Below are 24,171 nucleotides of genomic sequence, written 5' to 3'. Positions count from 1 at the left end.
TCGGGTGATAACCGCTGAATAAATACAGAGGCCATTATGTTCGAAAATCGTTTTAAATGTCTGCCATTTACTTGTCTGCTTTTGCTTCCACTCAGCATGCTTTCGGGATGTGGCGATTCAGACAACACTGAGTCATCCAGTGATTTTGCCACCAGTGGTATTTCTGCGTATTACGAAGTGGAAGCAAAAGAAAATGCCGCCCGCGAGGGTTATGAGTATCGCTTACAGGCTCGTTTCCGACATGGTGATGACATCCTTAAACTGGATGGTGGTGATCAAGTTTCTGTTTCGGGTCCAGGCGAATACAGTTTGGCTGAAACAGCGGTGTTTGGTGATGTGATTTACAATCTGACCGTGGATATTGAAGATCCACTGCGTACCAGTTTTACCTTTAAGTTAGAACGTAACAGTCAACAGGATGCAGACCAGTCCAGTGTAACTGTGCCTCGGGCATTTGAAGCGAATGAACCGGTTGCCGGGGCAGTGGTTGAACTGAGTAGCTCTAAGCTGTTGACCGTACGTTGGTCGAATAATGATGATGATTCTGAGGGAATGACGGTTACCCAGGATTACCGTTGCTTTACCTCCGCGCAGGGAGAGGTCTTGCGTCGTGAAGAGAGTAACACGTTCAGCGAAGCTGGCGGAGAGACATCCGGTGTCATTGATGTTGCTGAAGCGACCCTAAATGGCAGTTACGCCTATTGTACGGTTGATCTGACATTCAGCCGCGCACGCCAGGGGATTCTTGATCCCGAACTGAAATCGGGCGCGACCAATGGGTATTTTGTTGATTCTGTAACTGATGTTCGCATTAACTTCTGAGGATATTCGCGATATCGGTCCAGGTTGACTGATATTGCGATTCTTATTCTTAACGTAACACTATGGCATGATCCTTCCTATTTTTGGCGCGATTAAACGCGATTGGCGTATTTTTTGGTGCTAGTATTCCGCCCTCACCACGAAGACTGAACACGTAACCTTTTGAAATATTGATAAGAAAAGAAAGATTGCTTGCTAGTGATCAGTCGAAAATAAAACGGCAGCAAAGACTGCTGTGGATAGCCTGGATAAAAAAACGCGAGGCTCAGGGATGAAATGGGTTAAAACAATAGCTCTGTTTACAGGGTTATTATGGATACCGACGGCGATGACGGAAATCTACCGTTGTCTGGATAACCGGGGTCAGGTTCTGTTTACTGATCGGGTTGAATTGTGTCCTGCCGAGCGCAGCAGTGTTCGCGCCCAGCAAAAGCGTCGTCGCGTTAATCGTCAGTTTATTTCTCAGATTCCGGATTTATTGCAAACTCATCCTCTGGCTGACTTCCTGAAGGGCGGCCAAAATTACTGTGCCCCGGCGGCCGTTGCCAACTCATTATCCTGGCTGTCGGGTAAAAAAAGCGTCGATGATCAGATTCATCTTGCCGGTCGCCTGGCGAATCCCCGCTATATGAATTCTGCTGAAAAGGGTACAACGCCGTCGGCATTGCTTAATGGCGTTGACACTTATTTTAAAGATCATGGACAACGTCCGAAAAAACTTGCGTTTCAGGGCTGGCGATCAGTGCCGGCAAAGTACCGTCGAGCGGCAGGCAGTCAGATTGATCTCAACTGGCTGGCCGATGGTATCAGTGAATCAAGTGCGGTCTGGCTGAATGTTGGTTGGTACAAGCAGACCAGTGTTGGTAATCACTTTGAGCGCATAGGAGGCCATTGGGTAACGCTGGTGGGGTACGAACTTAACAATGCAGATGGTCCTGAAAACCGCCTGATCGTTCACGACCCAGCACCGCGCTCCGGTGTCGAGTTTGCCAATGAATACGTGACTCTGGAGCAACAACGTAACGGCTTTCTGGTAGACAAAGATCACCAGCGCAAACAACGGCTCAGCGGTTTGTATCGTATGAGCGGTGGCATGCACGTCAGCGAGCGAGCGGACTTTGCTCTGCTGGATGGTGCTGTTCGCCTCGATATGTAATCGCCACCACATTTACAGCTATCAGAGTTATACTGGCGCTGAATTACTCTGATATCCGATGATTATGTCTGAACCACCTCAGTTGTCTGTTTATTATTATCACGATAATTTTTTGCATTTAATCTGCCAGACGGACCGTTTGTATCGTGATCTGTTATCGACCTCTGAGAGAGATTTTATTGACGACTTTCTGCAATTATCCGATGCGGCGCAACAGCTTTATATTCGCTTATTGTGTCGTAAAGGTGATGTGTTTCGCTTCGATAAACTCAACTACCCGGAAATTACCGACCTCAGACTTGCAGCAAACAGTCTTGCAAGTAATCAGTTTGCCTGTTGGTTAACACCGGAGCATGTTGATGAATTCTCTGTGCAGGCTTTGCTCACACTTTTTACGAAACCCGATCTTGTACAATTGTTGCTGACGTCGCACATGGCAGGCGATGAGGCAGTGCCAGACATTCCGTTCATTGAAAAAGCGGCACTGAATAAACTAACTCGATCAGCACTTGAGGAGTTATGCCAGGAATACTGGCCAAACATCCGTACCGAGTTATTTAATTATCCGCTGTTGGGAGTTTACGGCGAACTTGAATTAACGACGTTTAAGTTGCTGTATTTTGGCAATTTACGTCAGGATTTTACCGATTTCGTATTGCGTGATCTGGGTATTTATCAATATGAAGAGTATCAGATTGGCCAGCAGTCGCGTGGCTTTAGTGACCGTCATCAAATCGATGCCTATCTTGACTATTACCAGCGGCTCGATTCTCAGGAATCACTGAAAACCTATGATTCGTCGCAGTTGCTGGAGCTGGATCAACAATGGCAACAGGTCAGTGCTGCTGCTCAGTCATATAAACGGTTATTACAACGTATCAGCCGTCGTCGATTGGAAATTGCCCGGCAATTGGAGCGTCTGGGAGATGTTAGCGCAGCGCTACCGATTTACTCTGAATGTCAGTTACACCCTGCGCGTGAGCGTCAGTGCCGGATTCTGTTTAATCAGGGCGAATTTTTGCACTGTGCCAGGCTTTGTTTACAGATTTGGAAATCTCCCTGGATTGAGGAGGAACGTCAGTTTGTGTTGGCTTTTATCGCCCGTCTTAATAAAAGACTGAAGATCGACGCGGAGTCGACAACTGATATTACGTTAATCGAGATGTGTCAGTCGATTCAGCGACACAAGCAGGCAGTGAAAGAATATTTCCTCACGGCTGAGCGTGATCAATACTGGCAGGATAACGGTGTTGAAAAAGCTGCTTTAAAGGCCTTTTTACTGTTTAAACAACACAAGGAGGCACTCAATGGTGAAGGATTTTATGTTGAAAATAGTTTAGTTAATTCAGTCTTTGGTTTGTTCTTCTGGCCAGTGATCTTTGCAGAAGTTCCCGGTGCTTTTTACCATGCCTTCCAGTCACGGCCTGATGATTTGTTCGAACCTGAATTTCTCAAAAATCGTCAGAATCAATATGCCGTTCTTAATCAATTGTTAACCGATGAAGCGAATAAACCCGAGTTTAAACGACGGGTTAATCAGGCTATCCAAGAAAAGGACGCTATTGCGAATCCATTTGTTTTTTGGGGATTAATGAGTGCTGATTATATAGCGATGCTTAACAAAGCCATTGATGTGATTCCGTTGCAACACTGGAATCTATTATTCGATTACATCTGGCGTGATACTAAGAACCATCGCAGTGGTTTACCGGACCTGATCTGGCTAACAGAAGATACCTATGAACTAGTGGAAGTGAAGGGGCCGGGGGATACCTTGCAAAAAAATCAGCTCGCTTGGCTGGAGTACTTCTCTCAAAAAGGTATTCCAGCTGCGGTTCTGTATCTCAAAGAGTCTGAACAGTTTTAATCGCTAACTGGCCTGGTCCAGATTCTCTGCATGCCAGATATCAACCATCACCCGCGTACCCGGTTGTATGTTGGCTAACTCGGCCACGTCGTCGAGAGCATCGCCCCAGATATTGCAATTACAGGCCAGCCGGGCTTCGCCATAGCGGGATATCGGGGTTGCGCCATAGGCAATCGTGATACAGCTGCCGTCAGGCCAAAACCCGATATCTCCGGGTTTTACGATGTTCGTGGCATCCCACTCAAATGGTACCCGTATCGGACAATCAAAAATGACCTCGCGCCCCCAGGTTTGAATCGTTGCTTCAAACGGAATGGCGTTGATGATGGCCTGAGCGGTTTCGGTTCGGCGCAGCACTATTCGGATATTGGTGTTGTTAAAGCTCAGATTTAATATCGTCATAACCGTGCCTTCCGAAACCATTTGGGTAAAAAAAAGTTAGCAAATCCAGAGCGTGTTGGGCGCATTTTTTTGTGTAAGATTTTGCGTTACAAATTTGCTACAGAGTGGTTGTATCAAGCCTGTGCGACAGACGAGGAATAAAAATGATCCGCCAGTCTGAATACTGGCGGATATAGTTGAGGTAGTACGTTAACTGCAGTTACAAATCAGGCAGCAACCTGTTGGTTTTTTACCGCCTTATTTAAACAGGACAAAACGGCATTGAGGCTGGCGGCGACTATATCGGAATCCTGAGAAACAGCGGTATAGCGCTGTCCCCGGATGTTTACCTGCATCAACGCCATCGCACTTGCATCGGCACCTTCACCCATGGAATGTTCGTCGAACTGTACCACCTGTATTTCGGTACCAGTGGCCTTGTGGATGCCATCTATAAAAGCACTGATGGCACCACTGCCCTGGCCATGGATCAGCGTCATATCACTCTCATCGCTGATTGCAGCCTGGATATGATGTTGTTTGCCCTGCCGATCAATCTGATAGCTCGATAACTGGTATTGGCCATCGAGGTTCATAAAGTGATTACGGAAGCAGTCCAGTACTTGATTGGGTTCAACTTCACCTTGTTGCTGTTCAGCCAAGGCCTGTACCGGTTCAGCGAACTCAACCTGTAACCAGCGTGGCAATATCACTCCCAGTTGTTGTTCTAACAAATACGCGGCACCACCTTTGCCGGACTGGCTGTTAACCCGGATAACCGATTGATAACTGCGGCCCAGATCCGCCGGGTTAATGGGCAAGTAGGCCACATCCCAGGGTTCGTTATCGTTTTGCTGGCTCAGACACTTGCGGATAGCATCCTGATGGCTACCGGAAAAGGCGGTATACACCAGCTCACCTAACCAGGGGTGTCGCGGGTGAGTTTTGATACTGGTACAGGCTTCAACCGTGGCGATGATATCGTCAGCGATGCTGATATCCAGCTGTGGATCAATGCCCTGGCTGTAGAGGTTCATAGCCATAGTGACAATATCCATATTTCCGGTACGTTCACCATTGCCCAATAACGTGCCTTCGATACGGTCGGCACCGGCCAGAATGGCCAATTCGGCAGCAGCAACCGCACAGCCTCTGTCATTATGGGTATGAATGCTGACAGTAATGGCATTACGGTTGTGTACGTGGTCGCAAAAGTATTCAACCTGATCGGCAAACACATTCGGCATGGCCGATTCAACGGTCGCTGGCAAGTTAATAATGGCTTTTTTCTCGGTTGTCGGCTGCCATTGGTCAATTACGGCATTACAGACTTCGACGGCAAAATCGACTTCGGTACTCGAAAAACTCTCTGGAGAATACTGAAAAATCCACTCGGTACGGGGGTATTTTTTTGCTTCACTTTGAACTTTAGCGGCGCCATGTCGAGCGATATCGATAATGCCTTGTTTATCCAAACCAAAAACTTTCTTCCGCTGTACTGGGGAGGTGGAGTTGTAAACGTGAACGATGGCTTTCCGGGCTCCGACTAACGCTTCGTAGGTGCGTTCGATTAATTCATCGCGGGCCTGCACCAATACCTGAATGGTGACATCCTCCGGAATCTGATCCGCTTCAATTAACCAGCGTACAAAATCGAAATCCGGTTGGGACGCAGCGGGAAAACCCACTTCAATTTCTTTAAAGCCCATATCCAGCAATAAGCGCCACATGCGCTGCTTCTGTTCAACACTCATAGGTTCAATCAGCGCCTGGTTGCCGTCACGCAAATCAACGGAACACCAGCCCGGTGCCTGGCTAATCGTCTGCGCTGGCCAGCGCCGATCGGCTTTCTGTATCGCTGGGAAAGGGCGATAGTTTTGGTGATTAAATGTTCCGGTTGATTGATTCATGGTGAAACCTTGCGTGATATTCTGAATTGTCGAAAAGTATAAGTACTGTTTGGCGCTATTACTTTGCTAATTAACCTTTTTTGATGGTATTTTGTGGTGAAAAGTTGCTTGTTTTAATGATTTTTGGATATTAATTGCCCGGTACTGGCTTTAAGGAGAAAAACTATGGCGCTGAAGCAAAAGATGAAGGCGGTAGCACTGGATCGAACCGACCGGCGGATTCTTGAGTTGCTGCAACACGATGGTAGCCTCAGCAACCTCGAACTGGCCGAAAGAATCGGTTTGTCCGCGTCGCCCTGTTCGCGTCGGGTCAAAGCGCTGGAAGATTGCGGCGTTATTGAGGGCTATCGTGCGCATCTGGATGCCAAAAAGCTTGGCTTGAATCTGATGGCACTGATCAGCGTCAGTATGGACCGCCATACACCGGAGCGGTTTGAGACTTTTGAACAGCTTCTGCAGCAATGCCCTCAAGTACTGGAATGTTATCTGATCACCGGACAGTCAGCTGATTATGTTATTAAAGTGGTGGTGGAAGACATGGAAGATTTTCAGCAGTTCTTACTGGGAACCCTAACCCGTATCGATGGCGTTACCGGCGTGCACTCCAGCTTTGTAATGCGTAAAGTGCTGGATCGAAGTGCGATCGCACTTTAGAGAACCATCACTGCAACATTTGTGAAAACAGCCCGAGCTGTTACCTCCGCTAACGGCGCCAGTGTGTCTATACTGTAGCGTAATGATCCATCGCCGCCGTTGATACGCTCTAAGGAAAGTCGGACTTTGAAGATACGGTTTAAGTCAATCGAAAGCAGGCTCACACTCTATGTCGTGATCTTCAGCGTACTGCTGGGGGTGATCTTCAGTGCCATTCAGATTGGCTTTGACTACGTTGGGGATGAGCAGCGGGTGCAGGTTCAAACCCGCGAAATGCTGCGTCGTCAGCAACCAAGTACCGCCCTGGCTTTGTTCAATTATGACGAAAGCTCGTTACAGACGGCACTCGATAGCATGCGTATGAATCTTGGTATCGTTGCTGTTGAAGTCGTTGAATTTGGCAGTGATTTCCGGGTGCACTCTGGCTGGGACGCAGAGCAACGCATTACCCCGGATAATCGTGGCCAGCTGCTGGTTTTCCGAATTGATTTGATGAAACCGTTGGATTCAGTCGCGGGTGAAGACGAGTTAGGGGTGTTATCGGTTTGGGTTGATCGACGTCTGCTGCACAAGGGCTTTGAACAACGCGCCGGATTGACGCTGGTTCTGGATGTATTGCGCAACATGGTACTGGCGGTAGTGCTGATCATGGTGTTTCGTGCGCGCCTGACGGGCCCGGTGAAGCGGCTGACGGAAAAGGTATTACAAATCGACCCGCAGTCACCAATGCGCATTCCACTGAAAGTTGAGTCGCAGCTGGAACAAAGTGAATTGGATGATCTGGTGGCTAAAACCAATGCGCTGCTGGCGTCCATGGATGAGGAAATGAGTCATCGCTATGTGGCTGAGAAACAGGTGCGTTTTCTCAATGAAAAGCTGGAAGAGAAAGTACGCGACAGAACCCGCGAACTTCACGATACCAATCAACAGTTGCAGGCCAGTATTACCGAACTCACGGAAACCCAGAGCCTGCTGGTCAAAGCACAACATATGGCTGCGCTCGGGCAATTAGCATCGGGTATGGCGCATGAAATTAACAATCCGATTGCGGTGGTATCCAGCAACCTGAGCACCCTGAATGACTACCTGACGGATCTGATAGATCTCGCCAGTCAGGCCAGCCGGATTGAGCAACAAATCCCGGATGACATCATTAAGGCTCAGTTGAAGAAAATTCGGGACAGCGTTGACCTTAAGTTTGTTGAAGAGGACGCACCAGATTTGTTACGCGCATGCAGTGATGGTATTGAGCGGGTCAAGCTCATCGTTAAAGAGTTGCAGACTTTCGTTGGCGGAGAAGATGACGACGTTAAGGAATTAAACGATCTCAGCGAATTATTCTGGAAGGCGGCGCACGAGAGTCATGTGGATAGTAGTGAGGATGTTCGTATCAGTCACAACTTTGACCTGGTGGTTGACCCGGTAATGTGCAATAGCCAACAAGTGATTATGGTATTGAGTAAGATTTTACATAACGCGCAGGAGGCCATGCCGCGTGGCGGAACCATTGAGGTAGGGCTTGTCGAGGACAGTCATCACCTGATCTTGGCGATCAAGGATAACGGCGTGGGTATGACCGAGGAAGATTTGCAGTTTGCCACCAACCCATTCTTCACCCGCAAAGAAGTCGGCCAGGGCATGGGCATGGGCCTGACGGTTGCATATAACGTCATGGCCAATCATAACGGCTCACTGGAAATCGACAGTGCTCCCGACGCCGGTACCTGCGTCACGCTGCGTTTCCCGAGGCAACCAGTCTGATCGATCAGGATCAATCGTTTCAATCACTGTCTTTCAATTCGGAACTGAAATCTCGCGTTGTAAATGCTGGATGGTGATATTGACCAGCTTTGACAACGTCGCTCTCAGCCATTGATGCGCCTGGTCCTGTTCGCGGCTCTGGTGCCAGATGAGTTTCAGCGGTACTTGAGGGTATTCAAAGGGCAGAGGGGCAGATTGCAGCAAGGGTTGAATATGATCCTCATGCATTAAACGTACTGGAACCACTGCAATTAAGTCTGTTTGAGCAACAATTTGTGGAATCGAAACAAAGCTGGTGACATGCAGGCGAACATCGCGCTGCAGTTTTTGATGACCCATCAGTTGTTCGATGGGGGTGCCCTGCTGATTTCGTGGTGAGACAGTGACATGACTGAGTCGCTCAAACTGCTCAAGAGTCAGCTCCGGGCTGAAATCCGGATGATCTTTCGCAGCGATGACAACCAAATCTTCCAGCTGCAATTCTTCACTGATAAGGCCCCTGTGGTGATAGTCGATAAAGTCGATGGCGATATCAACACGACCATCCTGCAGTCGTTGAGGGATATCGCTCAGGTGATCCGGTTCAAACCTGAGGCGAACGTTGGGTGCTTGCTGGCGCAGTAGTTTCATTAACCAGGGAGTGGCGAGGTATTCCACCGCTGGGTTGGTACTGATGATAAATGTTTGTTCGCTGGTGGCCGGTTGAAAACTCTTTTGTTGCTGCCAGCCCTGTTCAATCAGCTGCAAGCCATCACGCACCTTGTTATACAGCGCAATCGCTCTGGGCGTAGGTTTTAAGCCACGACTGGTTCTTACGAACAATTCATCGTCCATTCGTTGGCGCAGCCGTTTCAATGCATTGCTGACAGCAGGCTGGCTCATATGCAGGCGCTCAGCGGCCCTGGATAGATGTTGCTCTTCCACCAGGGCGGTAAACACTGGCAGCAGGTTCAGATCAAGATTACGAAGACTCATCGGTATTATTGGTTAGAGTGATAATGTTCTTTTGTATTATAAATTGGAGTTGATTGTCACCCCTGGGTAAAGTGAAACAACGATTTAATAACAAGAATAACGAGTATTCGAGAGGTCACCCGGATGGCGTTTGATTATCAAAAGTTTCGAGAGCGTTATCGCTCAGATATAAGCCCCTCATACAATGGTTGGCTGCATATGCTGGTGGTTGCGATCACTGGTATCACCGTGATTGCATACAGCTTGTCGCAAGTGGCAGCACCAGAGGTTTCGGAGCTGCTGGTGGTGCCATTGACTCTTATTGCGGTTAACTTTGCTGAGTATGCTGCTCATCGTTGGATGGGTCACCGAAAAGGTAAAAATCGGCTGGCTAGGTTGTTTTATTCCCGTCATAGCGGTGACCACCATAGCTTTTTTGTTGGCGCTGCGATGCCCGCAGAATCGGTTCGTGATTGGCGAGTGGTGTTGTTTCCAGCGTATCTGATCTTTGCGTTTCTTATTGGCTTAATCATCCCTTTGGGCGGATTACTGGTGTACTTCGATCAGCACAATATCGCTTATTTGTATGCAGCATCGGGTATTTTTGGTTACCTGCTGTACGAGGTGATGCATTTCAGTTACCACCTTCCGAAGGGGTCTTTCGTTGAAAGAACACCCGGTTGGAAACACTTGCGGCGGTTGCATTTGCTGCATCACGACCGCAGTCGGATGGCCGGGAAAAACTTCAACATAACATTGCCGGTATTTGATGTATTGCTGAATACCCTGTACTGGAAGCCTGAAGATACTGAAATCAGCAGCGAAAAAACATCGTCATGATACGGAGGTGGGTGTCTCGATGTAGGTAACAGAGAAAAACCATCACTGGGCCTTTATTCCGTGAAAAGGATTGCTGGGTTATCCACCGCATACGACTGGTCAGAAGTTGCCGAACGACACCCGAATCGGTTAACGTCGGCGCCGAATCTATTAACAAATTCTTTAGTTATGGCAAAAGATAATAAACCGGTCGATTTATCCGCTCTTCTGGCTGGTGGGCTGGGTTCCGCAAAGACGGAATCCAATAACAGTGGGTCGGTGTATTCAACCGAAGTTGGTCGCACCTGTCCGGGGTGTGGCAATGCTAAAAATACCTGCACCTGTTCTGATGAAACATCACCCCAAGGCGACGGTATTGTGCGGGTTAGCCGCGAATCTAAAGGGCGGGGTGGTAAGGTGGTGACCCTGGTGGCGGGCGTTCCTCTGACAGGTGCCGAGCTGAAAACACTGGCTAAAGAACTGAAAAAAAAGTGTGGTGTTGGCGGTGCGTTAAAAGATGGCGTGATAGAAATTCAGGGGGAGCATCGCGATCTATTGGTGTCTGAATTGATCCGGCGTGGCTTTACCGTAAAAAAATCCGGCGGTTGAGATACACACCACCAGTCGTGGTTGGTCAATCACAGCATTTATACCAAAGCTTCGGATAATAGACTTGGTGAATACTGATAATCCTGCGACAATACGGCTTTCCGTGTATTGAGGGTTTCCTGTGAACCTGGATCGAATTGATCTTAATTTGTTGGTGTATCTGGATGTTCTGCTGCGTGAGGGTAGCGTTACTAAGGCAGCGCAACAGCTGGGTATTACGCAACCGGCCATGAGTAATGGCCTGCGTCGGCTGCGAGAGTTGTTTTCTGACCCGATCCTGGTTCGTACCTCTGATGGCATGACCCCCACTGAGAGGGCACAGGAGCTGCAACCGATGATCCGCAAGGCTTTGGGGGAGCTTGAAGCCGCGTTGCAGCCATTGGAAGATTTTGACGCGAAAATCAGTCACCGTGTATTTCGAATCATGGTCAGTGATTATGCGGAATCAACTCTGGTTCCCGAACTGGTTAAGCGTTTACGCAATGATGCCCCGGATGTGATTCTCGATGTACTGACTCCCTCTGATGTAACGTTTAAAGATGTGGAAGCGGGTAAAGTGGATATGGCAATAAACCGCTTTGACGACATGCCGCAGTCTTTTCATCAGATGACCTTGTGGCAGGACGACTTTGTTTGTCTGATTAACCCAAATCATCCCCTGGTAAACGCGTTTGATCTCGATGCTTATTTAACCAGCAAACACATCTGGGTGAGCAAAACCGGTATGGGTGCCGGTGTCGGGATTGACCCAGAGAAAGTCGTACGTCTGGGCTGGGTCGATAATGCCCTGTCGAAGCTGGGTCATAAACGGAAAATTTCAGTATTCACCCGTCATTACCAAATGCCGGCGTTGTTAGCACACAACAATGATCTGGTTGCCACCTTGCCGCGTCGTGTTGCAGAAATGCAGGCGGCATCCAGCACGCTTCAAGTAAAAGAACCACCTTTTCCAATCCCCCCATTTGAACTGAAAATGGCCTGGTCACCGCTGCTGCAGCATCATCAGGCACACCGTTGGCTGCGTCGTACCATTGTTGACGTTGCACAGCAGTGCCAGTGACGGGCTGACTAGTCCGCCATGTTGATAAACAAGCTGACTTTTACGACGTGACCCTACGGATTGATAAGGGTCAATGAACGCCTTTCTGATATGTTTATGCTGGTCTCGTGATCGTGCTTTAGATCATTACTAAATTGTTGCTGTTGTTTAGCTGTGGTGGAGTTCCATCGCATGGGAGGTCAGTATGGAGTTCCATGATTATCCGCAGGTTGCTCACGAAGGTATGAATCAGGCGCATGAAGAGTTTGTTCGACTGTTGAATAACGCCGAACAGGAGCTTCTTATGGGGGGTGAGTTTTGTGCGCACCTGGATAAGCTTTACAAACATTGTGTTGCGCACTTCTCCCAGGAGGAGGCGGAAATACTGGCGAATCATTGTCCAAATTATCGGACACATCAGCAGGAGCATGAACGAGTGTTGCAGCTGATTCGTGATCAGATGGAATACTACGAAAAAACACAGGATGATGAAGCCGCGCTGGAGTTTGTTGAAGAAACTTTGCCACAGTGGTTTATCATGCATCTTAACGCCAGGGATAAAGCAACTGCACAGTTCCTGCATCAGCGCAAAGAACGTGCTGCCTGACCTGTATTACTGTGAGTTGCTGTTTCCTGGGCATGTGGCTCTGAGACATTAATGAGTTTCAACCGATAGAAACGCTGCGGTTGCAGCGTTTTCTACGATCGACGGATGTTGACGGTCAGGGTGTGTTGCTCTCCGGGCGCCAATGAAATGCTATCGGTCATTACGTTGGCTGTTTCAATACACAGCATATGCTGATAAGCCTGATCATTAAATTGACTGAGTCGCTTCGACTTATTGATCCATGGGTTCCACACAATACAGGAGTTGCTGCCTTGTGAAAGTAGCAAGGTGTGGTGCTTCGGTGTCTGAAGCTGCAATCGCTGCGTTGCGGGAAAGTACACACGGTCGGTTTCTTCGGAAAAGCCCACAGCGCCAGACTGTCGCGACTCGCGCCACTGGCCATTGTTTTTGATCAGCGCGTTGGCAAACCGGGCGGCAGTCAGTCCATAAATCCGGCTTTGGGTGATGTCCGCCGTTGGCAAATAGGTGTGTAATGCCTGACTGAAATTCAGCGCTGTGCTATCAAGATTAGTTGTACACAGAGACAGCTCGCACTGGTACGCTGTAAAAATAAACTCCGCCGTTAGTCTGGCTTTTCCCTGCCAATCTGCACGATCTTCTGCCGTAAAAGACAAGGTCACCGTAACCTGATGGCAGGTTTCCACGACACTCTCCAGTTGCCAGATTTCATTTCGGGCAAAGCCGTGAGCCGCTGCCTTTTCTGACTGAGGTATATGCTGGCGGACCGTCGCTGGATTTTTGTCTGCATCACCAAACCATGGCCAACAAACCGGAATGCCGCCACGCAACGATTTGGTTGCTGTGTATTCCGCATTATCACTCAGCCATACCCAGCTTTCAGCTGAGTCGTGTGGTTTAAAATGAATTAATTGCCCGCCTTGCAGCAACAGCTCGGCATCAAAGAATGGGTGGTGAATTTCCAGGCATTCCAGCTGGTCGCGTTGCACCAGTCGGGTAAAGGTATAAGCAGGCATTTCTTTCCCTGATATTTTTCGATAGCGATGTTGATTGTAACGGCGGCGATTATAACGGCGATGTGGTGTGTCTGTGGTGAAAAGTTTCGGCTAAATTGCGACTACCGGAATGATCAGTCCTGATACAATATCGACTGACCATTAACCGCTCGATGCTACGGCGACAGTATGCTCGATAAGAATCAATTAAGAACCATTTTATTAGCCAGTCTGGATCAGGAGATAGAGGCGGCTCTTGCTGCTGCTCAGCAAGCACAAGAGACGGCTTCCCATGAAGATAATCAGCCGGAAAACCAATATGACACACTCAGTCTTGAAGCTGCGTATCTGGCTCATGGTCAGTCTGAGCGTATTTTGCAGCTGCAGGAAGAGCGTATTGTGCTGGCCAAGTGGCCAATGCCGGAATTTTCTGAAGACGATGTGATCGCATTGGGGGCTTTGGTTGTCGTTGCCAATAATAATGACGAAAAAATCATATGGATAACCCCAAAGGGAGGTCGTTCAATAGCGTATCAGGAGAAAACGATTCTGGTGGTCAGTCCGGATGCCCCTCTGGCTAAACAATTAGTCGGGTTATCAGAAGGAGATGAAATCATCTTGGGCCAAAACAAGCCCGGAGCTCAGGTATATTGGGAGATCGTCAGTCTTGCCTGAAAATGCCGCTGATATTGTCGGTCTTGGAAATCCCAGTGGTAACGTGCGGGTCTACATTGCTAACCGGCCTCCGTCGAATAAATATCAGCAATTACACACGTGCGAATATCTGGTGCCCGGTGAAGTTAAGCGTGTTGCCGATGAAACGGGTAATCACTGGCGGAAAATCTTTAACGTTTTTGCCAAGCTGTTATTTAAGCTGAACAGTCAGGGTTTGTCTGACTGGCGCGACTTGCGAGATCAACAGTTGTTGCAGCCGGGTTGTGACCACTGTTTGCTTTTCTCGATGCCGAATCGCGTAGCAGAAGTGAAGCAATATCCGGATAAGGGTATTGGTTTGGTTATGGGGAAGGGCTATGCCAATGAGCTGATACAACAAGGCAGGCTACCATCGGATATTGAATGGCTGGATGATTATTTTGCGGTGCATCACCAGCAACGTTTGATTGTATGTCCGTATTTTGATTATCGGCAATTGTCAGATGTGAGGATTGATCGGTTGGTTTCACTGCTTCAGCAGTTAACCGATTAGGTATTGTCTCAGGCAGCTTGTAGCTGGATGGGGAAGTGGTAACACGAGCGGTCTGCCCGCTCGCGTAGTTGGTGCTTTAACCGGTTTTTATCTTTCACGCGTTTGGCTTTGTTACTGATTTGATGAACGCCGCCTTTACGCATAATGTTAGCCTGGGCCACTGGATTACGCTTATGCGCCTTATTTTTGCCCTCTGGTGGGCTGCTCTTTTGGTGTTGTCCCATAACGTTGTCCCGTACTTTAATATGGTTAGTGAGTGTCAGGTTACTTTCACTCATGCATTATTTTCTTCAAAGTCAGACGGACGTCAATGGTAGTTTTGCTATTCGCTCTGGTATTTTTAATTTCTTGCGTATTGGTTAACTGAGCTTCTGGCTATACTCTGGGTAGCTGTATGGTGGTTGTGATAATTTTCGGGAAAGCACATGTTAGATGATATCGGCGTCGTAAATCTTATAAGCCTGGTCTGGTTTCTGTTTTGTTGGGTTGCTTACTCTTTATTTGCTAAAAGCATGGCCAAGAAGGTGGCTTCTTTGTCATCGGTTTTACACGTCCACCGGATTAACTGGATGAGACGATTATTGCAGCGTGAAATCAGAGTGGGGGACGCGGCGCTGCTGGCAAATCTCGAACGCAACGTCACTTTTTTTGCGTCCTCCTGCGTACTGATACTCGCAGGTTTGCTGGCTGCTTTAACCGCCCTGGATAAGTTGCAATATGTTTTGGCTGAAATTACCTTTGCCACGCCAGATTCTATTCTGTCGATCGAACTGAAAATGGTCACCCTGATCTTTGTATTTATTTACGCATTTTTCACATTTACCTGGTCCATGCGTCAGTTTGGATTTGCCTCCGTATTAGTCGGAGCCGCTCCCTTACCGGATGACGATACCGTAACGGCTAATGAAAAACGCAGTTTTGCAATCTACGGAGCTAAGATTATTGATCAGGCCAGCCACAGTTATAACTATGGGTTGCGCGCTTTCTACTTTTCACTGGCGTTGTTAACCTGGTTTATCAGTCCCTGGGTCTTTATGGTTGCGGCCGCAGCGGTTGTTGGTGTGCTGTACGAACGTGAATTTTTATCAAACTCACTTCAGGCAATGAAGAAAGTAGAAGGGGTGGGAGATAAGCTGTTTCAAGACGACAAAGAGCTGTATCGCCGCTCTTTAATAAAGCCTGTTGCTAATAAAGAGCGGGAAAAATAACCCTGTGCCGGACGGTTTATGATGATGCGCCCAGCTGTGCGTTTATTGTTTGTCGTTAATAAACTCGGCGAGGATTTCACCGCTCTGTTGATTGATGACAACAGCGGACAGAACTTCCGCTCTTACTGCATGAGTTGGATGCTGGCGATAGGTTGAGTCCAGATAGCAGCGGTCCTTCATCAGGCACAAGCGAAAGCCTAACTGTATTTTCAGGTCGCGTTTGGCGGTGTGCGGATAGCTGACTTCAGGAGCGACCTTCCAGGAAATATCGTGGAATAATCCTTTTTCCCAAAACCATGTCGGGTTTTCGCTGATCAGTTGCTGGTCGTTTTTAAAATTCAGACTGGCGGCAACCCAGCGTTGCCCCTTATCTTTCAATACCTGTTTACCCAGGCGATTACGTTCTGTTTCCTCTTTCAGTGCAAATTCCAATACAGACTTGGCCTTCTGACCCGGTTGGTAAAGGGCAGACTCATCGGGAAATAATGGGCTGTATACTGCACTGTTGGGAAGATTCCTCATACCTACCAGGGTGAAGCTTTGTTTAGAGCTGTTGTAATTGTATTTAGCAGGCTGCAGATCGTAGGTCAGATAGTAAATCTCATCTGACGACAAAGATGTCTCAGGGGTATCTGAAAAGACATGTTGCACCTGCTGATCCGACAGTTGTGTATTGTTTTGGCTGGCATTGCGAGCACTGGCTTGTCGGTTTTTGTATCGCTGTTGACGGCGTTCTGCTTCCAGCTGAGCTTGGCGGGCAGCTACTTCCGCACGCTGTGCTTCCAGTAATTGCATACGGCGTAATTCTTCATTCGAAGGGCCGCTGCAGGCGCTGATTAAGGCGATGGCAGTCATCATAAGCGCAATGCGAGACATGGTTTTACCTCTGTTTATGATCTTAGAATTGGAAGGGTAATGGTTTAAGCGCGCTATTATAACGACGTTTCTTTATCAATACGTGAACTATGCACGGTTTTCATGCGGTAAGTGGTTGATATGGACAAAACTGAGACGCTATGCGACTCTAAGCGCGATAACGTTTTACAGGTGATCGAGTGAAATATCTGCTGTGTTTATCGCTGTTATTTCTGACAGCTTGCGACAGTACCGGCATGAGCTATTTGTCCGACAAGGAACTGCGACAGCGTCACGCCAAGTGTCGTATGAGCGCCGGACTGTCTGCGCCGGAAATTCAGGTGTGCAAGAATCTCAAGCGCGAATGTGAAAATCGTGCCAGAGATGGAAACTACGCCTGTTGAAGCCTGGCACCGTTGCCACGTAGGCCACTTTTCAACGCAATCATTGATATTAATCGCCTTATTTTGTTGTTAACGCTAATGCTTGAAACTTGGCGTTCTTTTACCCTTCTTTCATAGGAATTATATAGGGCTTGTAGTAGGGTACAGGCTTTATAAAAAATCATGTGAAGGAACCCCCCATGAAATTAATGAAGTTTGCTCCCGCGGTAATGATGGGTGCGCTGTTATTGACCGGTTGTGGTCAGGAGGAAAAAGTGAAGTTAGAGAACCATATTGATCAGGCAAGCTATGGTGTGGGTCTGAACATTGGTCGTCAGCTGTCTCGTGAAGAAGTTGAGATGAACCCGGAAGCAATTGCCGCCGGTATTAAGGATGCATTAAGCCAGGCAGAGCAGCGTATTGACGACTCTGTAATTGAAGCCGCATTTACCAAAATCCGTGAAGAGCAGCAGCGTGTTCAGGATGCTCTTAACGATGCTGCCGCCAAAGCGGGTGAGGAGTTTCTTTCTGAGAACGCTAAGCGTGAAGGCGTAGAGGTCACTGAGTCCGGTTTACAGTATGAAGTGCTGGCATCGGGTGAAGGCGATCAGCAGAAGCCTGCAGCAACAGACACTGTGCGTGTTCACTACCATGGTACTCTGGCAGATGGCACGGTATTCGATAGTTCTGTAGAGCGCGGTGAGCCTGCTCAATTTCCGGTAAATGGTGTGATCAAAGGCTGGATCGAAGCGTTACAAATGATGGAAGTGGGTGATAAGTGGAAGTTGGCCATCCCTGCCGATCTTGCTTACGGCGCACGCAGCCCTAGCCCTAAAATACCAGCTAACTCTCCGCTGGTATTTGAAGTCGAGTTGTTGGAAATCGTTGATAACGGTTAATTCCAACCGATTTGAAAGAGCCGTTGCGTTACCGCGCAGCGGTTTTTTTGTGCCTGCTTTCAGGCTTCCTCCGATTTTGCTGCTGCCGTTGCTTCACGCATTGCGCTCTCCATATCTGTCAGTGTGCGCCTCAGACTGTTTAGCTGGTTCTCCCCGAGTTTCATAGTTTCACCGCAGTGACGACACTGGAGTTGTTTTTCTTTGAGTAGCACAGCGGCTGCCGTTGATGTATTACGATCACAAACGGGGCAGAGTAGTGGATACTGAATTATTTTTGCTACGGAATGCACGAGCGGATTCTCAATGGCAAATAAAACCGTAGTTTTAATGGAAAAGTATTAAGATTAAAAGACGGAAATGTTAAGAGTGTCTGCTAAGGATCTGATGTGTGCTAGGCATGCACTGGAAATAAAGTGGCTCCCCGAGCTGGACTTGAACCAGCGACCAATAGATTAACAGTCTACTGCTCTACCGACTGAGCTATCGGGGAACGTTAAAACACAGAGTGTTTTATCAAGTTGTTGGTCGGGGTAGAGAGATTCGAACTCCCGACATCCTGCTCCCAAAGCAGGCGCGCTACCAGACTGCGCTATACCCCGGTTGATACAGGACTTACGACCTTACAGGATAAGGTTGGCTCCCCGAGCTGGACTTGAACCAGCGACCAATAGATTAACAGTCTACTGCTCTACCGACTGAGCTATCGGGGAATGTCTCTCAACAACGGGGCGCATTCTATGAAGTCCGTGTCTTGCCGTCAATACTTTTTTTTATGATTTTTTAAAAAAAGCTAACAAAAACAAAAAACTAGAGAATTTGATTGTGGATTGATCAGGTCTGGTGAAGAACCTTTCTCAATCCACTCTCCCTGCTACGGATTTTCTTTCTTGTACACGTTCTCGAAGACATGATTTGTTGCGTCAACAAACCCTTCGATGGAGCCACAGTCGAAGCGCTGACCACGGAACTTGTAAGCCATAACACAACCTTCCTGAGCTTGCTTCATCAGGGCATCGGTGATCTGTACTTCACCATTCTTACCCGGCTCGGTTTGTTCGATCTTATCAAAAATGTCTGGTGTTAATATGTAACGACCAATAATCGCCAGGTTGGATGGGGCATCTTCTTTGGCTGGTTTCTCAACCATGTCGGTAACACGGAACAGGCCATTCCCCATGTCTTCACCGGCGATAACGCCGTACTTGTGAACCTGATCTTCCGGTACTTCCTGAATCGCCACCACCGAACAGCGGAACTGGTTGTAGATTTTAACCATCTGAGACAGAACGCCTTCGCCATCCTCACCGGCAACACACAGGTCATCGGCCAGTACCACACCGAATGGCTCATCGCCCATCAGGTTACGGCCTGAGAGAATCGCGTGGCCCAGTCCCATCATATGGTTCTGTCGGGTAAAAGCGAAATCGTTCTTGTCGATCAGATCCCGGATAGATGACAGCAGTGGCTCTTTGCTCGACCCCTGAATCTGATGCTCCAGTTCATAGCTGATATCAAAGTGGTCGGCGATGGCGCGTTTACCGCGACCGGTTACAAAACCGATGGTCGTCAGGCCTGCCTGGTCGGCCTCTTCGACGCCATATTGAACCAGCGGCTTGTTCACCACCGGCAGCATTTCTTTTGGCATGGATTTGGTCGCTGGCAGGAAACGGGTACCGTAACCAGCAACAGGAAATAAACACTTGCGAATCATGTGATCCAGTCCTTTGTCTTAAATGTAAATCAAGCTGATCAGGCGAGAGTATGTGCCTCTGATCGAAAGGTGGCAGATTATGTCAGATTTGTTTCAGTAATACGTCAGTAAGTACAATTTTTTATGACGAATTCCAGCAAACCGATCAGCGTTGATGGGGATTTAGCAATTTCAGTGCCCGTTGCTGGCTACTGGTGATGATTATGAGCCATTTACGGTACAAATGATGCTTAAACCTGTTTTTAGGCATACAGTTAAATCTTGAAAATCGCTATCAATTGCCGATATCGCACTAAAAGTGCACACGAGGAAAGGTGATATGCACATCGAAGCACCCTTTGAACTGATTATCTTTGGCGGGTTAGGAGATTTGTCACAGCGTAAACTGCTGCCTGCAATGTACATGCTGCATAGCGATGGCCGTTTACCGCAAAATGGCCGAATTGTTCTGATTACCCGCAGTTCAATGACGCCGGAATGTTTCCTCAGTGGTATTCATCGCGCACTGAAGCAGCACCTGAAAACCAAGTATTTCAGTGAAGAATTATGGACCTCATTCTCGGCTTACCTCGCGTGTCATACCATTGATCTGGAAGATATCAGTACCTTTAGAGCGCTGGCACAGGATGCTTTGACGCCAGATTGCGAAAATAGGGTGTTCTATCTCGCTACTGGTTCTGATCTCTACACCCCTATCTGCGCAGGTTTGGATGAAGCAGGATTGATTCATCCTGCCGCGAAAGTCGTGATGGAGAAACCGATTGGCCATGATTATGACTCAGCCTGCGACATTAATGAGGCTGTTGCGCGGTTCTTTAAAGAAGATCAGATCTACCGCATCGATCATTATCTGGGAAAAGAAACCGTTCAGAATTTGCTGGTGCTCCGCTTTGCCAATTCCTTATTTGAACATCAATGGAATCACAAATACATTGATCATATTCAGATCACCATCTCTGAATCGTTAGGGGTGGAGCAACGCGCCGGGTTTTATGATCACGTTGGTGCAATGCGCGATATGTTTCAGAATCACCTGTTGCAATTGTTGTGCATTACCGCAATGGAGCCACCTGCCAGTCTTGAACCAGACGCCATACGTGACGAAAAAGTCAAAGTGCTGCGCTCGTTAAAAGCGATCGTGGGTGATGGCATCAACGATAAAGTGGTACGTGGTCAATATGATGCGGGTGTCTCTGAGGGGCAGCCAGTTCCAAGATATCGCGATGAACCGGGTGTTGATCGCAAAAGCGCCACAGAAACCTTTGTCGCCATTAAAGTCGAAATAGATAACTGGCGTTGGGCCGGAGTACCGTTTTATTTACGCACAGGTAAACGGCTGGCCGAACGTGCCTGTGAAATTGTGGTGCACTTTAAAGAGATTCCGCATTCAATATTTCCGCTACAGCATAAAAATACCATGGCCAATAAGTTGGTGTTTCGGTTACAACCCGACGAGGGTGTGCGGTTAATGCTGTGCGAAAAGCGGGTGGGTCCTGGGATGAATGTCGGACCAATGAATTTAAGCCTGAATCCATCGGACCACAAACAAACTCGTGTACCTGAAGCGTACGAAAGGTTATTGTTTGACGTTTTGGTCAGCAACGCCACCTTATTTCTGCGAGACGACGAGTTAATGGAAGCCTGGCGTTGGGTAGACCCGATTTTAACTTTTTGGCACGACCTGGATCAAAGGCCGGAGCCATACACTTCTGGCAGTTGGGGACCAGCAGCCGCTACCCTGTTACTCGCTAAAGATGGTCGATTATGGGACGAAACAAATGATTAACGACAATCGTTTTTCTGATACAGCAATACTTGCTCAACAACTCGCAGATTCGGTTGCGGGTAAAATGCGGGCAGTCATCGAAGAACGCGGCAAAGTTTCGCTGGCAGTTAGCGGTGGGAAAACACCGGCATTGTTTTTCCAGAAATTATCGCAACAGGAACTCGACTGGGCCAAAGTCCTGGTGACTCTGGTCGATGATCGCTGGGTTGAAGACAGTGATGAAGCCAGCAACGCCAAACTGGTCAAAGATAACCTGCTGCAGAATAACGCAACGCTGGCGTATTTTGTGCCTCTCAAAAATACAGAGGCAACGGCCGAAGAAGGGTTGATGACCAGTGAGAATCGTCTGCATGAGCAGATCGATGAGTTGGATATTGTGGTGCTGGGTATGGGCTTGGATGGCCATACTGCTTCCTGGTTCCCTGAGTCGGAGGCGCTGACTGCGTGTCTTGATGAACAGGCGGCTGCCTGCTGTTGTGCGGTGATGGATGCTCCGGATTTTCCGCAGCGTATGACCATGTCATTATCACTGGTGTTGCGCTCTAAGAACATTTACCTGCACTTTGAAGGTGAGGCTAAAAATCAGGTATTTGAACAGGTGTGTCACGAACATGAAAAACATAATTTAGAACAGATGCCGGTGCGCTCTGTGTTATTTCAGAGTCAGGTACCGGTAAATATCTATCGGAGTGCTTGATGTCAGGAAACCGTGTTGCTGATCACGCGCCGGGTGAAATTCACCCGGTTGTTAAACAGGTCACTGAGCGAATCGTTTTACGCAGTCGTGATGGTCGTCAACAGTATTTGCAACAGATTCAGCAGGCGGTTGCCAAAGGACCGGTTCGTAATGGCTTGAGTTGCACCAATCTGGCCCACGATTTTGCTGCCGAAAATGATGCAACTAAACTGATATTAAAGGCGGATCATCGCGCCGCCAATATCGCCATCGTTAATTCTTATAACGATGTTTTATCCGCCCACGCTCCCTACCGCGATTACCCTCAACAGATTAAGACCACACTTGCCAGAGCCGGTCATGCGGCCCAGGTTGCCGCTGGTGTTCCGGCAATGTGTGATGGTGTTACCCAGGGCCAGGACGGTATGGAACTCTCTTTGTTCAGCCGTGATGTGATTGCCATGAGTGCGGCCATCGGTTTGTCACACCAGGTGTTTGATGGTGCATTAATGCTGGGTATTTGCGATAAAATCGTACCGGGCTTATTAATGGCGGCATTACGCTTTGGCCACATTCCCACCGTGTTTGTTCCGGCAGGCCCGATGCCTTCTGGTATCAGTAACTCTGATAAAGCAAAAACCCGTCAGGCATTTGCTGCCGGAGAAGCTGACAAAGATGAATTACTCGACAGCGAAATGGCTTCGTATCATTCACAGGGTACCTGCACGTTTTACGGTACGGCCAACTCCAACCAGATGTTGATGGAAATGATGGGACTGCAGTTGCCGGGCTCGTCGTTTATCAATCCAAATGATCCACTGCGCGCGAAGCTGACCGCCGAGGCGTCTTTAAACGTGGTCCGTCAAACGGCATTGGAAGCCGACTTTTTACCAATTGGGCAATTAGTTGATGAACGGACTTTGGTGAACGCAGTGGTTGGTTTACTTGCTACAGGAGGTTCGACCAACCACAGCATTCATCTGATTGCGATCGCAAAAATGGCCGGTATTCAATTGACCTGGCAGGACATGGCGGATCTATCCAATGTTGTCCCTTTGCTGGCACGGGTATACCCCAATGGTGCGGCTGATATCAATGCCTTTCAGCGCAGTGGTGGTATGGGCTTCCTGATGCGTGAGCTGGCTCAGGCCGGTTTATTACATACCGATGTGCATACCATCATGGGCAAAGGTTTGGCGAACTACTTCAAGGAGCCTTATGTCGATGAAGATGATCGGTTGCAGTGGCGTCCTGTCGTTACCGAAAGTCTTGATCTGGCCGTACTTGCACCTGCACATGCGCCGTTTATGCGTGAGGGCGGAATGAAGCTGGTACGTGGCAATCTTGGCAATGCCATTATGAAAGTGTCTGCTGTGCCGGATGATCGATGGATAATCGAAGCGCCTGCACGCGTATTCACCGATCAGAATGAGGTGCTCCAGGCATATAAAAATGGTGAATTGAATTGCGACGTTGTGGTGGTGGTCAAACAGCAAGGACCAAAAGCGAATGGTATGCCAGAGCTGCACAAGTTGACGCCTGCTCTGACGAATTTGCAGGAAGCCGGTTTTCAGGTTGCATTGGTAACCGATGGTCGTTTATCGGGGGCTTCCGGTAAAGTTCCGGCGGCGATTCACTTATCACCTGAGGCCTGTGCCGGTGGTTATATCGCCGCGATCAGGGATGGCGATAGGATCCGGCTTGACGGTCACTCTGGGGAACTCAGTGTATTGGAGCGGGAGTTTGCTGCGCGTGCGTTGGACATTCCCTCGGTAGAAAAAATATCGGGTCTTGGGCGCGAATTATTTCAGGTATTCCGCGCAAGCGTTGGTTCTGCTGAGCAAGGTGCAATCAGTATCGATTTTTAACGAACACGTGTGGGAAAGCGGAGGA

At 48.4% G+C, this 24,171-nt stretch carries 24 protein-coding genes and 3 tRNA genes; 17 read left to right on the top strand and 10 right to left on the bottom strand.

Annotated features, from left to right (window positions below; genetic code table 11):
• The first annotated feature begins 36 nt into the window (after nucleotides 1-36).
• From MK185_07320 to MK185_07310, 3 genes are all read left to right on the top strand, one after another.
• Complete coding sequence (locus MK185_07320) at nucleotides 37-822, top strand: hypothetical protein (GenBank protein MCH2040425.1); 786 nt, start codon at nucleotides 37-39, stop codon at nucleotides 820-822.
• Nucleotides 823-1,150: 328 nt separating this feature from the next.
• Nucleotides 1,151-1,978, top strand: a complete 828-nt coding sequence (locus MK185_07315) for a hypothetical protein (GenBank protein MCH2040424.1) — start codon at nucleotides 1,151-1,153, stop codon at nucleotides 1,976-1,978.
• 64 nt (nucleotides 1,979-2,042) lie between these two features.
• The gene (locus tag MK185_07310) at nucleotides 2,043-3,845 is read left to right on the top strand and encodes a VRR-NUC domain-containing protein (protein MCH2040423.1); all 1,803 of its coding nucleotides are present in this window, start codon (nucleotides 2,043-2,045) and stop codon (nucleotides 3,843-3,845) included.
• A gap of 3 nt (nucleotides 3,846-3,848) precedes the next feature.
• Here the strand turns inward: MK185_07310 and MK185_07305 are convergent, their stop codons facing one another.
• Nucleotides 3,849-4,247, bottom strand: a complete 399-nt coding sequence (locus MK185_07305) for a cyclophilin-like fold protein (GenBank protein MCH2040422.1) — start codon at nucleotides 4,245-4,247, stop codon at nucleotides 3,849-3,851.
• Between the two features lie 206 nt (nucleotides 4,248-4,453).
• Nucleotides 4,454-6,136 carry a 2-isopropylmalate synthase gene (locus MK185_07300; protein MCH2040421.1) on the bottom strand — a complete coding sequence of 561 codons (1,683 nt, stop codon included), beginning with the start codon at nucleotides 6,134-6,136 and terminating at the stop codon, nucleotides 4,454-4,456.
• A gap of 165 nt (nucleotides 6,137-6,301) precedes the next feature.
• On the opposite strand from MK185_07300, the gene MK185_07295 reads away from it, so the two are divergent.
• Nucleotides 6,302-6,790, top strand: coding sequence for an Lrp/AsnC family transcriptional regulator (locus MK185_07295; GenBank protein MCH2040420.1), 489 nt, complete (start codon nucleotides 6,302-6,304; stop codon nucleotides 6,788-6,790).
• 126 nt (nucleotides 6,791-6,916) lie between these two features.
• The gene (locus tag MK185_07290; protein MCH2040419.1) at nucleotides 6,917-8,551 is read left to right on the top strand and encodes an ATP-binding protein; all 1,635 of its coding nucleotides are present in this window, start codon (nucleotides 6,917-6,919) and stop codon (nucleotides 8,549-8,551) included.
• A 33-nt stretch (nucleotides 8,552-8,584) separates the two neighbouring features.
• On the opposite strand, the gene MK185_07285 is transcribed toward MK185_07290, so the two are convergent.
• Complete coding sequence (locus MK185_07285) at nucleotides 8,585-9,526, bottom strand: LysR substrate-binding domain-containing protein (GenBank protein ID MCH2040418.1); 942 nt, start codon at nucleotides 9,524-9,526, stop codon at nucleotides 8,585-8,587.
• A gap of 123 nt (nucleotides 9,527-9,649) precedes the next feature.
• On the opposite strand from MK185_07285, the gene MK185_07280 reads away from it, so the two are divergent.
• The 4 genes from MK185_07280 to MK185_07265 all read left to right on the top strand — a co-directional run bounded on the left by MK185_07280 (nucleotide 9,650) and on the right by MK185_07265 (nucleotide 12,579).
• Nucleotides 9,650-10,345, top strand: coding sequence for a sterol desaturase family protein (locus MK185_07280; protein MCH2040417.1), 696 nt, complete (start codon nucleotides 9,650-9,652; stop codon nucleotides 10,343-10,345).
• A 168-nt stretch (nucleotides 10,346-10,513) separates the two neighbouring features.
• Nucleotides 10,514-10,933: a translation initiation factor Sui1 gene (locus tag MK185_07275; protein ID MCH2040416.1), complete on the top strand. Its 420-nt coding sequence runs from the start codon at nucleotides 10,514-10,516 to the stop codon at nucleotides 10,931-10,933.
• 121 nt (nucleotides 10,934-11,054) lie between these two features.
• A complete protein-coding gene (locus tag MK185_07270) occupies nucleotides 11,055-11,993 on the top strand; it encodes a LysR family transcriptional regulator (protein ID MCH2040415.1) in 939 nt (312 codons plus the stop codon).
• 184 nt (nucleotides 11,994-12,177) lie between these two features.
• The gene (locus MK185_07265; GenBank protein ID MCH2040414.1) at nucleotides 12,178-12,579 is read left to right on the top strand and encodes a hemerythrin family protein; all 402 of its coding nucleotides are present in this window, start codon (nucleotides 12,178-12,180) and stop codon (nucleotides 12,577-12,579) included.
• Nucleotides 12,580-12,671: 92 nt separating this feature from the next.
• Here the strand turns inward: MK185_07265 and MK185_07260 are convergent, their stop codons facing one another.
• Nucleotides 12,672-13,574 carry a D-hexose-6-phosphate mutarotase gene (locus MK185_07260; protein ID MCH2040413.1) on the bottom strand — a complete coding sequence of 301 codons (903 nt, stop codon included), beginning with the start codon at nucleotides 13,572-13,574 and terminating at the stop codon, nucleotides 12,672-12,674.
• A gap of 168 nt (nucleotides 13,575-13,742) precedes the next feature.
• Between MK185_07260 and MK185_07255 the strand changes: the two genes are divergently transcribed.
• Both MK185_07255 and MK185_07250 read left to right on the top strand, forming a co-directional pair.
• The gene (locus tag MK185_07255; GenBank protein MCH2040412.1) at nucleotides 13,743-14,228 is read left to right on the top strand and encodes a GreA/GreB family elongation factor; all 486 of its coding nucleotides are present in this window, start codon (nucleotides 13,743-13,745) and stop codon (nucleotides 14,226-14,228) included.
• Nucleotides 14,221-14,760 carry a hypothetical protein gene (locus tag MK185_07250; GenBank protein MCH2040411.1) on the top strand — a complete coding sequence of 180 codons (540 nt, stop codon included), beginning with the start codon at nucleotides 14,221-14,223 and terminating at the stop codon, nucleotides 14,758-14,760. Before MK185_07255 ends, MK185_07250 begins: the two co-directional genes overlap by 8 nt.
• A gap of 8 nt (nucleotides 14,761-14,768) precedes the next feature.
• Here MK185_07250 and MK185_07245 read toward each other — a convergent pair whose 3' ends face one another.
• Nucleotides 14,769-15,038 (bottom strand): hypothetical protein, encoded by a 270-nt coding sequence (locus tag MK185_07245; GenBank protein MCH2040410.1) that lies wholly within the window; start codon nucleotides 15,036-15,038, stop codon nucleotides 14,769-14,771.
• Between the two features lie 234 nt (nucleotides 15,039-15,272).
• Between MK185_07245 and MK185_07240 the strand changes: the two genes are divergently transcribed.
• Nucleotides 15,273-15,968, top strand: coding sequence for a DUF599 domain-containing protein (locus MK185_07240; protein ID MCH2040409.1), 696 nt, complete (start codon nucleotides 15,273-15,275; stop codon nucleotides 15,966-15,968).
• A gap of 42 nt (nucleotides 15,969-16,010) precedes the next feature.
• Here MK185_07240 and MK185_07235 read toward each other — a convergent pair whose 3' ends face one another.
• Nucleotides 16,011-16,844 (bottom strand): hypothetical protein, encoded by an 834-nt coding sequence (locus MK185_07235; protein MCH2040408.1) that lies wholly within the window; start codon nucleotides 16,842-16,844, stop codon nucleotides 16,011-16,013.
• Between the two features lie 179 nt (nucleotides 16,845-17,023).
• On the opposite strand from MK185_07235, the gene MK185_07230 reads away from it, so the two are divergent.
• A complete protein-coding gene (locus MK185_07230; protein ID MCH2040407.1) occupies nucleotides 17,024-17,227 on the top strand; it encodes a hypothetical protein in 204 nt (67 codons plus the stop codon).
• 179 nt (nucleotides 17,228-17,406) lie between these two features.
• Complete coding sequence (locus MK185_07225; protein ID MCH2040406.1) at nucleotides 17,407-18,105, top strand: FKBP-type peptidyl-prolyl cis-trans isomerase; 699 nt, start codon at nucleotides 17,407-17,409, stop codon at nucleotides 18,103-18,105.
• Nucleotides 18,106-18,519: 414 nt separating this feature from the next.
• On the opposite strand, the gene MK185_07220 is transcribed toward MK185_07225, so the two are convergent.
• From MK185_07220 to galU, 4 genes are all read right to left on the bottom strand, one after another.
• Nucleotides 18,520-18,595 (bottom strand) — tRNA-Asn (locus tag MK185_07220).
• 32 nt (nucleotides 18,596-18,627) lie between these two features.
• Nucleotides 18,628-18,704: transfer RNA gene (locus MK185_07215), tRNA-Pro, on the bottom strand.
• Nucleotides 18,705-18,739: 35 nt separating this feature from the next.
• Nucleotides 18,740-18,815: transfer RNA gene (locus MK185_07210), tRNA-Asn, on the bottom strand.
• A 161-nt stretch (nucleotides 18,816-18,976) separates the two neighbouring features.
• Nucleotides 18,977-19,816, bottom strand: coding sequence for a UTP--glucose-1-phosphate uridylyltransferase GalU (galU, locus tag MK185_07205; protein ID MCH2040405.1), 840 nt, complete (start codon nucleotides 19,814-19,816; stop codon nucleotides 18,977-18,979).
• Nucleotides 19,817-20,135: 319 nt separating this feature from the next.
• Here galU and zwf point away from each other — a divergent pair, with 319 nt between their 5' ends.
• Genes zwf through edd form a run of 3 tightly spaced genes read left to right on the top strand, consistent with a single transcriptional unit; the run spans nucleotide 20,136 to nucleotide 24,146 of the window.
• Nucleotides 20,136-21,602: a glucose-6-phosphate dehydrogenase gene (zwf, locus tag MK185_07200; GenBank protein ID MCH2040404.1), complete on the top strand. Its 1,467-nt coding sequence runs from the start codon at nucleotides 20,136-20,138 to the stop codon at nucleotides 21,600-21,602.
• Nucleotides 21,595-22,299 carry a 6-phosphogluconolactonase gene (gene pgl / locus MK185_07195; protein ID MCH2040403.1) on the top strand — a complete coding sequence of 235 codons (705 nt, stop codon included), beginning with the start codon at nucleotides 21,595-21,597 and terminating at the stop codon, nucleotides 22,297-22,299. Before zwf ends, pgl begins: the two co-directional genes overlap by 8 nt.
• Nucleotides 22,299-24,146 carry a phosphogluconate dehydratase gene (gene edd, locus MK185_07190; protein MCH2040402.1) on the top strand — a complete coding sequence of 616 codons (1,848 nt, stop codon included), beginning with the start codon at nucleotides 22,299-22,301 and terminating at the stop codon, nucleotides 24,144-24,146. Before pgl ends, edd begins: the two co-directional genes overlap by 1 nt.
• The last annotated feature ends 25 nt before the right edge of the window (nucleotides 24,147-24,171 follow it).

Source organism: Saccharospirillaceae bacterium (assembly GCA_022448365.1).
In the GTDB taxonomy this organism is placed as follows: Bacteria; Pseudomonadota; Gammaproteobacteria; order Pseudomonadales; family Oceanobacteraceae; genus Bacterioplanoides.
The sequence above is the reverse complement of the archived record's forward strand: the minus strand, read 5'-3'. Positions and strand labels throughout refer to the sequence as shown.